This is a genomic window from Cryobacterium algoritolerans, from assembly GCF_004402785.1.
Lineage (GTDB): Bacteria > Actinomycetota > Actinomycetes > Actinomycetales > Microbacteriaceae > Cryobacterium > Cryobacterium algoritolerans.
In genome coordinates this window covers 1-12188 of record NZ_SOFP01000026.1, presented here as the reverse complement: position 1 = coordinate 12188, position 12188 = coordinate 1, and the positions used below count along the sequence as shown (strand labels likewise).

11 protein-coding genes and 1 pseudogene are annotated in these 12188 nt (G+C 71.0%); 6 read left to right on the top strand and 6 right to left on the bottom strand.

Going from position 1 to position 12188, the window contains the following annotated elements; all coding sequences use genetic code 11:
* Positions 1–1184 (bottom strand): YhgE/Pip domain-containing protein (locus E3O19_RS05345; RefSeq protein WP_134565903.1); only part of this gene is annotated, 1184 nt, incomplete at its 3' end.
* The gene (locus tag E3O19_RS05340; protein ID WP_134565901.1) at positions 1185–1874 is read right to left on the bottom strand and encodes an ATP-binding cassette domain-containing protein; all 690 of its coding nucleotides are present in this window, start codon (positions 1872–1874) and stop codon (positions 1185–1187) included.
* Between the two features lie 274 nt (positions 1875–2148).
* Here E3O19_RS05340 and E3O19_RS05335 point away from each other — a divergent pair, with 274 nt between their 5' ends.
* The 3 genes from E3O19_RS05335 (at position 2149) to E3O19_RS05325 (ending at position 5508) form a co-directional block, all read left to right on the top strand.
* Positions 2149–2868 (top strand): hypothetical protein, encoded by a 720-nt coding sequence (locus E3O19_RS05335; protein WP_174776898.1) that lies wholly within the window; start codon positions 2149–2151, stop codon positions 2866–2868.
* A complete protein-coding gene (locus tag E3O19_RS05330; RefSeq protein WP_241981212.1) occupies positions 2865–5069 on the top strand; it encodes a YhgE/Pip domain-containing protein in 2205 nt (734 codons plus the stop codon). Before E3O19_RS05335 ends, E3O19_RS05330 begins: the two co-directional genes overlap by 4 nt.
* Before the next feature lie 157 nt (positions 5070–5226).
* Positions 5227–5508, top strand: a complete 282-nt coding sequence (locus E3O19_RS05325; RefSeq protein WP_241981211.1) for a hypothetical protein — start codon at positions 5227–5229, stop codon at positions 5506–5508.
* Between the two features lie 128 nt (positions 5509–5636).
* Here E3O19_RS05325 and E3O19_RS05320 read toward each other — a convergent pair whose 3' ends face one another.
* The 3 genes from E3O19_RS05320 to E3O19_RS05310 all read right to left on the bottom strand — a co-directional run bounded on the left by E3O19_RS05320 (position 5637) and on the right by E3O19_RS05310 (position 8055).
* Complete coding sequence (locus E3O19_RS05320; protein WP_134565899.1) at positions 5637–6809, bottom strand: baeRF2 domain-containing protein; 1173 nt, start codon at positions 6807–6809, stop codon at positions 5637–5639.
* A gap of 105 nt (positions 6810–6914) precedes the next feature.
* On the bottom strand, positions 6915–7283 hold the full coding sequence (locus tag E3O19_RS05315; protein WP_134565898.1) for a DUF4440 domain-containing protein: 369 nt from the start codon (positions 7281–7283) through the stop codon (positions 6915–6917).
* 142 nt (positions 7284–7425) lie between these two features.
* Positions 7426–8055, bottom strand: coding sequence for a TrmH family RNA methyltransferase (locus E3O19_RS05310; RefSeq protein WP_134565896.1), 630 nt, complete (start codon positions 8053–8055; stop codon positions 7426–7428).
* Positions 8056–8270: 215 nt separating this feature from the next.
* Between E3O19_RS05310 and E3O19_RS05305 the strand changes: the two genes are divergently transcribed.
* From E3O19_RS05305 to E3O19_RS05295, 3 genes are read left to right on the top strand one after another with little or no spacing between them, the layout of a single operon-like run.
* Positions 8271–9536 (top strand): Nramp family divalent metal transporter, encoded by a 1266-nt coding sequence (locus E3O19_RS05305; protein ID WP_134565894.1) that lies wholly within the window; start codon positions 8271–8273, stop codon positions 9534–9536.
* 20 nt (positions 9537–9556) lie between these two features.
* On the top strand, positions 9557–10216 hold the full coding sequence (locus E3O19_RS05300) for a metal-dependent transcriptional regulator (RefSeq protein ID WP_241981210.1): 660 nt from the start codon (positions 9557–9559) through the stop codon (positions 10214–10216).
* 52 nt (positions 10217–10268) lie between these two features.
* Positions 10269–11069: an HAD-IIA family hydrolase gene (locus E3O19_RS05295; RefSeq protein WP_134536923.1), complete on the top strand. Its 801-nt coding sequence runs from the start codon at positions 10269–10271 to the stop codon at positions 11067–11069.
* 66 nt (positions 11070–11135) lie between these two features.
* On the opposite strand, the pseudogene E3O19_RS17690 reads toward E3O19_RS05295, so the two are convergent.
* Positions 11136–12188, bottom strand: a pseudogene (locus E3O19_RS17690) (hypothetical protein); the annotation flags it as partial.

Below are 12188 nucleotides of genomic sequence, written 5' to 3'. Positions count from 1 at the left end.
GTGGCGGCGCCGGCGGACAGCTGCCCGGCGCCGGTGGCCACCTGGGCCGCGCCCGGCGCGCCGGCGGCGAGTTTGCCGGAGAGTTCGCCGACCCCCGCGGAGAATTGGCCGCTCAGACCCGCATAGGCCCTGGTCTGGGTGACCGCGCCCTGCGCGCCGGCGTCGACGTCTGCGGCGCCGGCCCTGAGCTTCTCCAGAGCCGGCCGAAACGCGGTCGCCGGGGCGAGCGGGGCAGCATCCATCGCCGCTTCCAGTTCGTTGAGACCCTGGGCCACGGATGCCGTGCCGCCGGCGAGCGTGCCGGTGCCGTCGGCGATGGCGGTGGCGCCGCCCGCGAGTTGCTGCGCCTTGCCGGCGAGAGTGGCGGCCCCGGTGGCGGCGGCCTGAACGCCCGCCGAGACCTGGCCGGTGCCGTCCGCGAGCTTCCCGGTGGACCCGGAGAGTGTCGCAGCACCCTGGGAGAGCTTGTCCAGCCCGGAGGAGAGAGCGGCCGCGCCGTCGGAGAGGCGCGCGGCGCCGCCGTCGAGACTGGTTGCGCCGTCGGCGAGGGAGACGAGCCCGGTGGCGAGCGTTCCGGTTCCGGCCTGCGCCGTCGAGAGGCCGTCGGCGAGGGTCTTCGCCCCGGTTGCGGCCGAGCGGATGCCGCTGCCGGCGTCGTTCACGCCCACGAGCAAAGCGTTCACGGTCTGGTCGCCGATCTTCGCGGCCACCGCGTCGCGCAGCTGCACCATCGCCTGCTTGCCCATGGTGGTGGCGAGGAAACTGTTGCTGTCGTTGTAATCGACCTGGACAACGGCGGGCGCCGGCGTGTCCGTGCCAGCGGACACCGCGCTGGCGGAGAAGTCACGCGGGATGGTGACGGAGAAGTAGTAGTGGCCGTCCTGCACGCCGGCCGCGGCATCCGTCGCGCTGGTCACCGTCCAGCCGAGGTCGTGGCCGTCGACGAGTTGGTCGACGAGGTCCTTCCCCGCGGTGACCGGTTTGCCGTCGCGGCTGGCCCCGGCGTCGACGTTCACGAGGGCGACGGGCAGGTTGTCCATGGCGTCATTGGGGGCCCAGAAGGCCCAGAGGTAGAGCGCGCCGTAGATGAGGGGGATGAACATGAGCACGACGAGGGCGATCTTGGGCATCTTGCCCTTGCCGAAGCGGTGCAGCTCGGTGCCGGAGGAGAGAAAGGCGAACATTCAGCGGTTTTCCTTGTTCATGAGTATGACGGTCGGCTCGATGCCGAGTTCGGACCACAGTTCGGTGTCCGGTGCGGTGGCGGAGGCGATCACGCAGGTTCCGCCCGCCACGAGGGCGGCGAGGCGCTGCCAGAGGATGCGGCGGGATTCGGCCGAGTGCACCTGCTCGACCTGGTCGAAGAAGAGGATGCTCGGTTCGTTCATCATGGCGAGGGCAGCCCGCAGCAGCACGGTCTGCACCTCGTCGAGGTCCCAGATCACCGCGTCCGCGGGCGGGATCGGCACGTCTCCGAACACGGCGGCGCAGACCCGGCGCACCTCGGTGTCGTCGACCGAGCGGATGAACGACCACCAGGGCGACACCCAGGCCTCGCGTTCGCGGATCGCCGCGCCGACCGTGACCGAGTCTTCGAGGTTGTCGATGTCGTGGAAGCCGGAGATGCCCGTGCGCTTCTGCACGCGGCGGGCGCGGCGCGGCAGTTCCTCGCCGAGCACGGACAGGCTTCCGCTGGTCGGTTTCATTCGACCCGCCAGGGTGAGCATGAGGCTGGTGCGCCCGCTGCCGGAGGGCCCGCAGAGCACGGTGAGACCGTCGCCGACCGCGAAACTCAGCGGGCCGTAGACCGCTCCTCGGTTGAATTCCAGGGCGAGGTCGTCCGCCCACACTGTCGACTGCACGTCGATCCTCATTTCCCTTTTTGTACTGACCAGTCAGTATAGATCCTGCTATGGCCGATGCGCAAAGCCGTCAGTCCGCTGTGAAGCCTTGTACTTGTACTGACTAGTCAGTACGTTGTTGGATGACCTCCCGCGTCGCGATCCCAGCGGCGTGTCGGAGATCCAGCCGGCCGGACCGGCCCGTCCAGCGGCCCACCCGGGCGCCAGCCCGCCAGCGTCGCCGGACCCGAATGACAGTGACGCCCCGCGGACGGGGCGCCTGCCCACCAGACACGAAGGCTTCCGCATGCGCATCACCCTCACCGACGTCACCAAGGGCCCCCGGGATTCCTCTCTCCCGCGCACCTCACTCGACTTCCACAGCGGCTCGCTCACCCTCGCCCGGGCAGAGACCGAGCGCCGACCGACCGTGCTGGGCCTGATCGCCTCCGGCCGGATGCGCCCGGATTCGGGCACCGTCACCATCGACGGGGCCACCGACTACGGCGCGATCCGCACCCGGGTCGCCCTCGTCGACGCCCCCGGCGTCTGCGAGCCTGCCGCCGACGTGACCGTGGCCGAGGTGGTGGCCGAGGAGCTCATGTTCGCCGGGCGCGTCGGCCACCGCCGGGCCGTGGCGCGGGTGCTCGCCGGCCTCGAAATGACCGGGGATACGCGCTGCAACATGGCGGACCTCGAACCGGACGCGCGCATCCGTCTGCTCACCGAGCTGGCGGTGCTGCGGGACGACGTCGAGGGCCTCGTGCTCTGCTCCCCCGACCGGCACGGCGGGGACCCGCTGGGCTGGTGGACGATTGCGGGGAACCTGGCCGAGCGCGGCTACGCCGTTCTCACGATCGCCGGGGACGCCTCAGCCCACGCGATCGCAGCCCTGTCCCCCGAGCTGCTGGTCACCACGGCCACCGAATCAGTCTCAATCGTGGCAGGGCCGACCGATCCCGGCGCCACTACCAGTACCAGTACCAGTACCAGTTCCACCGAACCCGACGGAGCACCCGCCCTGTGAAGATCTTCGCCATGGTGCGGGCTGAACTCGCCCGCCTGACCGCCACCGTGATGAGCCGGATCGCCCTGATGGCGTTGCTGCTCGTGCCCGTGCTCTACGGCGGGCTCTACCTCTGGGCCAACCAGGACCCCTACGCCGGCCTCAACCGGGTGCCGGTCGCCCTCGTCGTCGCCGACACAGGCGCCCCCGTCACCGGCACCTCCAGCGCCGACACCGCCCACAACTACGGCGACGAGGTGGCCACCCAGCTCGTCGACGACGGCACCTTCCAGTGGCACCGGGTCTCCGCGGCCACCGCGAGGGCCGGCGTCGCCGACGCGCGCTACGACTTCAGCGTGACAATTCCCGCCGACTTCTCCACGGCCATCGCCTCCTCGGCCGGCTCCAACCCTCGTCAGGCCACCATCACGCTCACCACCAACGACACGAACAGCTACCTGGCCTCGACGATCGGCAACCAGGCCGCCAAGACGCTGCGCGAAGCCATCGTCGCCAAGGTCAACAAGCAGGCGGCCGATCGGCTCCTGATCGGGCTGTCCGATGTACGGGCGAACCTGGTCACCGCCGCCGCCGGGGCAGGCAGGGTCACCGACGGCGCGGCATCCGCCGGCAACGGAAGTGTCAGCCTCGCCGACGGCGCGGGCCGACTCGCCGACGGCGCCGGCGTGCTCGCAACGGGCCTCGGCCGGCTGGCCTCCGGAACCGGCCAGGTCGCCGACGCCGCCGCCGCCCTATCCGTCGGGACGGGCGCCCTCGCCACCGGAACCGGCCAGGTCGCCGATGGCGCCGCACAGGTCGCAGGAGGCACGACCGCGCTCTCCGCCGGCACCGTGGATCTCGCCACCGGGACCGGCCAGGTCGCCGACGGGGCCGCACAGGTGGCAGCAGGCACTCAGTCCCTCGCCGACGGCGCCCCTGCGCTCAAGGCCGCGACCGGCCAGGCGGGAACGGCGCTCGCGAACACCGGCGCCTCGCTCACCGCCGCGCGTTCGGCCATCCGGACCCGGCTCGAAACGGCAGGCCTCAGCCCGGAGCAGATCCAGGCCGTGCTCGCCGAACTTGACCCCGTCACGACCGGGCTCGGCACCGGCGGTGCCATCGTCACCGGAATCGACGGCCAGGTCGGGCTGCTGGTCGACAGCAGCGCGGCCCTCAGCGCGGGGGCCGCACAGACCGCGGCCGGCGCGTCCGCCGCCGCGACCGGCGCCACCACGGTGCGGGACAAGACCGCGCTCCTCGCGGCCGGGGCGGACAAAACCTCCGCCGGCGCCGCCCAGTCCGCCACCGGTGCGCGTTCCGCCGCGAACGGCGCAGCAGGCCTCGCCACCGGCGCCGCCGATGTACGGGACGGTGCGAGCAGCGCCTCCGCCGGCGCCAACGCGGCCTCGGCCGGGGCATCGAGCCTGTCCTCAGGGGCCGCCACCCTGCGCGACGGGCTCGGGGTGTTGCAGACCGGCGCCGGCACCCTGCGCGACGGGCTCGCCAACGGGGTCACCAGCATCCCGGACTCGACGCCCGAGGCCCGCACACTGCAGGGCTCGACCATCGCCGACCCGGTCGCGCTCGAGACCGCCGCGGTCACCTCGGCAGGGACCTACGGTGCCGGACTGGCCCCGTTCTTCGCGAGCCTGGCCGGCTGGATTGGCATCTACGCGCTGTTCCTGATCGTGAAGCCCGTCTCGCGCCGCGCCATCACCGCGCTGCACTCGCCGTTGAAAATCACCCTCGCCGGCTGGCTCACCCCGGGGCTGCTCGGGATGGTGCAGATGGCGGCGCTGTTCGCCATCCTTGCCGGCGTGCTGAAGTTCGAGGTGCACAATCCGGTCGGAACCTACTCGATGATGGGGCTCGCCGCGCTGGCGTTCGCGGCGATCATCCTCGCCCTGAACGTGTGGTTGGGCAGCGTCGGCCAGTTCATCGGGCTCGTGTTGATGGTGATCCAGCTCGTCACCGCCGGCGGCACCTTCCCGTGGCAGACCCTGCCGGCGCCGCTCGCCTGGCTGCACCATGTCGTGCCGATGAGTTATGCCGTCGACGGCATCCGCCAGCTGATGTACGGCGGCAACCCGGCCACGGCCTGGACCGATGCGGGGGTGCTGCTGCTCTGGCTGGCCGGCGCCCTGACGCTCGCGGCCATCGGGGTCACCCGGATGACCCACTTCCGCACCCTGCGTGACCTAAAGCCGAGCCTGATCGGCTAGCGCTCCAGCCGCCCTTACACCCGCCCGCCCGCCCGCCCGTCCGTCCGTCCGTCCGCCCGTCCGCCCGCGAGAGTGCACTTTTGGCCCCACCGCGCACGGAGAGAGGGCGAAAAGTGCACTCTCGCGGGACTCGGGTTGAGCCGGGTAGCCTGTGCGCATGGCAGGTTATTCTGGCACCCCGCTGCGGAAGGAGCTCGGCCTGACGGCGGGTCACCCGGCTCGGTTGCTGCACGCACCGCCGAGGTGGATCGTTCCGGACGCGCCCGCCGGGATCGACTGGCTGACCGGCGAGACGGATGCCCCGGCCGCAGTCATCGTGGCGTTCCACACCCACCCCGCGGCCTTCGTCGCCGAGCTGCCATGCCGACCGGACGCATCCGTCCGGCATGGCCTGGATCGCCTGGCCGCGCGGGGGCGGCCGGTCACCGGAGCGAGATGACCGAGAACCTCATCCGGGACGTCGCCCTGAAGAGCGGGCTCGTCCACGTGAAGGTCGCGGCGCTGGACGAAGACTGGTCGGGCCTGGGGATCGTCTGGCGCCGCGAACTCCGGTGAAGTCGGCTCCCGTCACTCCGCTTCGGAGGTGGCCGACGCTTCGGAGGTGGCCGACGCTTCGGGGGTGGCCGGCAGTGTCGACCAGCGCAGCAGCGCCCCGGCGGTGGAGTCGCCGGGAAGCTCGCCGTGAGACACGACCACCACTCGCGCGTCGGTAAGGGTGGCGGCCCTGGCCAGGGCATCCGCGGCGGCGACCTCTCCGAGCTCGCCGGCCCCGAGGGCATCCGCCGACGTGGCCGCGACCCATGGTTCCCGGTCGAGGGCGATCAGGGTGGTCCCGGCGAGACCGGCAGGGTCGAGGATGAGGACCTCCACCTGGCCCTGTTGCAGCAGGCGCACCACGGCGGCGAAGTCGATCTCGGCCAGACCCTCGCCACGGCCGGACTCCAGCCGTTCGAGGGCGTCGTATTCGTCCTGGGCGAGGATCGACGCGAGGTGTCGGTCGAGGTCTTCCTCCAGATCATGGGTGGTCGCGCCGCCCGGCCGGGTGTTCGTCGGCACGACGGTGAGGATGTCCCTGGTCGCGCGGGCAAGCTGGGCGACGAGGAGCTGGCGGGCGCGCACGTCCCCGGTCACGACCAGGAGCTCGGCGCCGCTGTCCCGCACGATTTCGTCGATGGCGTCAGCCACCTGGCCCTCGTTGCGCTTCCAAATTTCCTCGGTGTCGCGCTGGTAGCGCGAGTTGGAGAGGAAGCCGACCTGCACCTTGGTGATGTACTCGGTGTCGCCCTGCACGTCTTCCTCCGCCACCGGGTCGGCCTGGCTCAGCCGGAACAGTCGAATCTCGCCGCCGTCACGGCCCACCTCGGCCACCACATAGCTCAGGTCCCTCGGGCGCTGGGTGAACAGCGGGATCAGGCCGGGCACGGGGCCGAAGGAGGCGATCAGCTCACCCAGGGGCTCCCCAGGCAGCAGCTCGTTGAACTCGACCTTGCCGCCCCGCACGACCATGAGCCGGCTGACCTTTCCAGGCACCCCCGGCGGCTCCTCAATCAGTTCGACGATCGTGTCCGCGTCACCGGACGGGGCGCCGGCTGCCTCGAGTGACTCCCGCAGCGTGCGGTGCCGGAGAGCCGACGTGCGGCGCGGATCCTCCCCGGCCTGGGTGACATCCGCGTAGACCGTCGAGACAGAACCGGGGCGGCGATACAACTCCGCGAGCCCCTCATTTCCGAAGTCAGTCATGGTCGGAGTCCCTTCTCGCGATGTGTACCTGGTCGCCACGCTAGCCCGCGGTGAAAGGGTCCACAACCCTGCCGGAGGGCCCTGTCCACGCCCCGGTGGGAGTCGTCAGATCGCGGTCTGCTGGTGGGCCGCGACGCACCAGCCGCCGTCGGCGAAGACATAGGTCGTCGCCGCGTTCACCTCGGTCGTGGTCTCGCCGCGGCGAGCCACCAGCCGGTAGACGAGGATGCCGGCGTGCTCATTGATCCGGATCACGGCCGGCTCGCGCAGCTGGTAGCTGTCGATCGGGGCGGCGGCCGCGAACGCGGCGATCACCTGGTCCCGGGTGACGACCCGGCCCGGCAGGATCAGGAGCGCATCCCGGGTCATCGTGCGGCGGTAATACTCTCCGCCTCGGCCGGCGAGGATCGCCTGCCAGCCCTCTTGCTCCTCGTGGAGCAGGCGGGCGGGCAGATCGTCAGTGATCGCAGTCATGACCCCACGCTAGCCCCTATCCGCGGCGGATGCCTCGCCTCTTTCGTGCTGCCAGGAGCAGCACAGCGCTGAGGAGGATCATCAGAATCAGGGTGGGAACAGCACTGTGCGTCCCCATTTCTCGGGATGGCCACGGTGAGGCTCAGAACCGGTGCTGCAGCACCCAGTCGTGCATGGTCACCGCGGCCGCGGCCGACGCGTTGATCGACCGGGTCGAGCCGAACTGGCTGATCTCCACCACGGCCTCGGAAGAGGCGATCGCCTCGTCGGAGAGCCCGGGGCCCTCCTGCCCGAACAGGAGCACGCAGCGCTCCGGGAACCGGAAGGTCTCGATGATGACGCTGCCCGGCACATTGTCGATGGCAATGATCGGCAGCTCCTCGCCGGCGGCCCACGCGACGAAGGCCGCGACATCCGGGTGATGCAGAACGTGCTGGTACCGGTCGGTGACCATGGCGCCGCGCTTGTTCCAGCGCTTCCGGCCGATGATGTGCACGGTGTCGGCGGCGAAAGCGTTGGCGCTGCGCACGATCGACCCGATGTTCATGTCGTGCTGCCAGTTCTCGATTGCGACGTGGAACGGATGCCGTGTCTCGTCCAGATCGGCAACGATCGCCGCCATCGACCAGTACCGGTACCGGTCGATCACGTTGCGGGTGTCGCCGTGTTCGAGCAGCTCCGGGTCGTAGAACGAGTCTTCGGGGAGGTCACCCTGCCAGGGGCCGACGCCGTGGGTCGAGAGCTCGGGCGTCGGGTTGAAAGGTTCAGTCACCCTGTAACCGTATCCCGGGTCGACCGACCCCGACCTTCGTCGACCGTGACCTGTGCGGTCGGGACCGACCCAGGTGCGGGTAGGTCCCGACCGAAAAGGCCGATCTCGGGGCTTGCCCGGCGGAGGCGAGGACGATGTCAACGCAGGGTGACCCTGGCGGCTGGTGCCCGGCGCCGGCGATTCCGTTCGGCCCACACCGAGGCTATGATTTCGGTATGCCTAAATCTGGGACGGCGCCGGCGCCGACCGACGCGCGACCCGGCACCGTGGCATCCACTCGCCTGCTCTGGCTGCTCGGGCCGGCCCTCGTGGCCGGCGTGGCCTACCTCGATCCCGGCAACGTCGCGAGCAATATGACGGCCGGTGCGCGCTTCGGCTACCTGCTGGTCTGGGTGGTCATCGCGGGCAACCTGATGGCCTGGCTGATCCAGTACCTCTCGGCGAAGCTCGGCATCGTCACCGGCACGAGCCTGCCGGAGATCCTCGGGGCACGGCTCCGGAGCCGGCACGGGCGGCGGCTCTACTGGCTCCAGGCCGAACTGGTGGCAATGGCCACAGACCTGGCCGAGATCATCGGCGGCGCCGTCGCCCTCTACCTCCTGTTCGGCCTGCCCCTGCTGGCGGGCGGGATCATCACCGGCGTCATCTCGATGCTCGTGCTCGCGGTGCAGACCCGGCGCGGGCCGCGCAGCTTCGAACGGGTGATCCTGGCGCTGCTTCTGATCATCGCGGTCGGTTTCACCGCCGGCGTCTTCTTCGCCCCGCCGGATGCCGCGGGGATTGCCGGCGGGCTGGTGCCCCGCTTCGAGGGCGCCAACTCCGTGCTCCTCGCCGCGTCGATCCTGGGTGCCACGATTATGCCACACGCGATCTACGCCCACTCGGCCCTGGCCAGGGACCGTTTCCCCGACGTCGTCGGGCCCACGGCGACCCGCCGCCTGCTCTGGGCGACCAGGTGGGACGTCTCGATCGCCATGGCGATCGCCGGCACCGTGAACCTGGCCCTGCTGCTGCTCGCCGCGTCGGCGTTGCAGGGCGCCCCTGGAACCGACAGCCTGCCCGGTGCCTACGCCGCCCTGCAGACCAATCTCGGCCCCATCGTCGCGACCCTCTTCGCGGTGGGGCTGCTCGCATCGGGGCTCGCGTCGACCTCGGTCGGCGCCTATGCCGGTGCGGAGATCATGCACGGCCTGCTTCACGTCCGTGTTCCCCTGCTGCTGCGCCGCCTGGTCACTCTCATCCCGGCACTACTCATCCTCGGGCTGGGCTTCGACCCGACCCTCGCCCTCGTGCTCAGCCAGGTAGTGCTCTCCTTCGGCATTCCGTTCGCGCTGATCCCTCTGATCTGGCTGACCTCCCGCAGGGACCTGCTGGGCGACCACACGAACCGGTGGTTCACCACGGTGGCCGGCATCGTCGCCGCCGTGCTGCTGGTCGCCCTGAACGTGGTGCTGCTCGTGCTGATCTTCACCGGCGCCTAAGGCCGGGCGTCGGAATCCGGATGACCAGGCGGCACACGATCTTGACCACCCCCGCCGTGGAGGACTACCTCAAGACCATCTACGCCCATACCGAATGGCAGCCGGTGCCGATCACCCCATCGGTGCTCGCCGCGCGCCTGGGGGTCGCGCCGTCCTCCGTCACCGAGATGGTGAAGAAACTCGCCGCGGCAGGGCTGATCACACACGTGCCGTACGGGCCGCTCCGGCTCACCCCGACGGGCTTCCTCGGCGCGAGCGCTGTGGTGCGCCGGCACCGCCTGGTCGAAACCTGGCTCGTGCGCGAGATGGGCTACGACTGGGACCAGGTGCACGACGAGGCCGAGGTGCTCGAGCACGCGCTCTCCGACCGACTGCTCGAGGCGATCGACGTGCGGCTCGGCCGCCCGGGCGCCGACCCGCACGGCGACCTGATTCCGGCCAGGGACGGCAGCCTGGTGCGCGTCCCCGCTATCCTGCTGGCGGATGCCGTGCCCGGCCACGCGGGGACGGTGCTGCGAATCAGCGACCGCGACCCGGCCGTCCTGCGCGATCTCGCCGCCGATGCGATCGGGCCGGGTAGCGCTCTGACGGTGCTCGAGTCGTGCGCGGTGCGCCTGCCGGGCGGGCGCATCCGGCCCCTGGGCCCGGACGCCGCCGCGTCTATCTGGTTGACGAAGTAACCGGCCGGAAACCTGTCCCGGCTAGGCTTGGGTCGACCCCGAGGAGCGCCCAATGACACGCCGCGACGAGATCGAATGCTGGCTCACCGACATGGACGGTGTGCTCGTGCACGAGAACAGCCCGCTGCCCGGTGCGGCCGAATTGATCCAGAACTGGACCGATGCCGGAACGCCGTTCCTCGTGCTCACCAACAACTCCATCTTCACCCCGCGGGACCTGAGCGCCCGCCTCCGCGCGTCCGGCCTGATCGTGCCGGAGGAGCGGATCTGGACCTCCGCCCTGGCCACCGCCGACTTCCTCAAGTCGCAGGCGCCGGGCGGCACCGCGTTCGTGATCGGCGAGGTCGGGCTCACGACCGCGTTGCACGAGGCCGGCTTCATCATGACCGAGACGAACCCCGACTATGTCGTCGTCGGGGAGACCCGCAACTACTCCTTCGAGGCGATCACCAAGGCCATCCGCCTGCTCCTGGCCGGCGCCCGGTTCATTGCGACGAACCCGGATGCGACCGGCCCCAGTGCCGACGGCCCGATGCCCGCGACGGGCGCGATCGCCGCCCTCATCTCGAAGGCAACCGGTATGGAACCGTACGTCGTCGGCAAACCCAACCCGATGATGTTCCGTTCGGCGATGAACAAGATCGGCGCGCACTCGGAGAACACGGCCATGATCGGCGACCGGATGGACACCGACATCGTCGCCGGGATCGAGGCCGGACTGCACACGATCCTGGTGATGACCGGCATCAGCGACGAGGCCGAGGTTCGCCGGTATCCGTTCCGCCCCGACGAGATCATCTCGGGCGTGCACGAGCTCGTCGCGCGCGAACCCCTGTTGTCGGACGAGGTCTAGGCTCGGCGGGGCCGCGGCGTCAGGCCTGGCAGGTGAGCGCCGGCCGGCCGGCCGGCGCGGCCATCGTCAGCCGGCGGGGGCCGGTCCGGGTCCGGCGACGCTCTTGGAGAGCGGCTCGCCCGACGACCGGTTGACGAAGCAGTAATAGTAGTGCGGGCCCTTCGCCCACTGTTCCGTGGTGATGGGGTAGCTCCCCTGCACCTGGACGTTGGGGAACTCCGCGGCCGCGGCCAGGTCGATCACGCCGATCGCGCTGCAGATCGGGTTGATCTGCGAAGCCAGGGCGACCTCGCCGGGGAACGCGGCGGCGGCATCCCCCGGGAAGGTCCCACGGTAGACCAGCTGGGCGGCGTGCGGGGCGGCGCAGTCGGCGACGGTGAAGTCTTCCTCCCAGGGTGACACGTAGGGCTGCAGGCACTCGCCGCCGAAGAGGGTGTTCCACTTGTGGACGCCGACCGGCTGCGGGCCGGTAGGCTCCGGGGCGGCCGTGGGGGTCGGGGTCGCAGCGACGCTGGACGTGGCCACAGCGGCCGGGGTGGTGCCGCCAACAAATTGCCGGCCCAAAAAGAAAAGGCCGACCAGTACGATCGCGGCGAGCAGTGCGCCGGCGCCCCAGAGCAGTCGGGGAGGCATCCCGCCGAACACACCAGGCCGGGATGGCGACCGGCCGCCTTGGCCGCGGCGGAGACCGGGGCCGCCTGGACCGGCGTGACCGGCGGATGCCGGCGCGGGTCCCGACGGGATGGCCACGGTGGGTGCCGGGCTCGGGGCCGGCATCGGCGACGGCAGCGGCCGGTCAGTCCCGGCCGTGTTGGCCAGCCTGCGGGTCTGGCGGGTCTCGGGCGGGGTTTCTCCGGGCTGGGTTGCTCCGGGAGCCGTCCCGTCGGCCTGGGTCGAGTCCGGCTGGGACGCCATTGCGATGGTCGCCGCGGACTCGGCGATCGGTGCGGGAACAGCGGCGGACGAGATGCCGACCGGGGTCTGGGCTGCGCGGGTCTCGGTCTCCAGTGGAGCCGGTGCGGCGGCGCGCGCCCGGAACCGCCGGAGGGCGGGTGCGGGGATCGGCAGTGGGGGCGGCGTCGCGGCGGCCGGCGCGGCGTGCGTGCCAGCGTGGACCGC

Excerpts from the sequence above, each read along its gene's own strand:
- E3O19_RS05300 (WP_241981210.1), top strand. The coding sequence starts at position 9,557 with ATGACCAGGCGGCACACGATCTTGACCACCCCCGCCGTGGAGGACTAC.
- E3O19_RS05320 (WP_134565899.1), bottom strand. The coding sequence starts at position 6,809 with ATGACTGACTTCGGAAATGAGGGGCTCGCGGAGTTGTATCGCCGCCCC.
- E3O19_RS05335 (WP_174776898.1), top strand. The coding sequence starts at position 2,149 with ATGCGCATCACCCTCACCGACGTCACCAAGGGCCCCCGGGATTCCTCT.
- E3O19_RS05340 (WP_134565901.1), bottom strand. The coding sequence starts at position 1,874 with ATGAGGATCGACGTGCAGTCGACAGTGTGGGCGGACGACCTCGCCCTG.
- E3O19_RS05325 (WP_241981211.1), top strand. The coding sequence starts at position 5,227 with ATGGCAGGTTATTCTGGCACCCCGCTGCGGAAGGAGCTCGGCCTGACG.
- E3O19_RS05305 (WP_134565894.1), top strand. The coding sequence starts at position 8,271 with ATGCCTAAATCTGGGACGGCGCCGGCGCCGACCGACGCGCGACCCGGC.
- E3O19_RS05295 (WP_134536923.1), top strand. The coding sequence starts at position 10,269 with ATGACACGCCGCGACGAGATCGAATGCTGGCTCACCGACATGGACGGT.
- E3O19_RS05315 (WP_134565898.1), bottom strand. The coding sequence starts at position 7,283 with ATGACTGCGATCACTGACGATCTGCCCGCCCGCCTGCTCCACGAGGAG.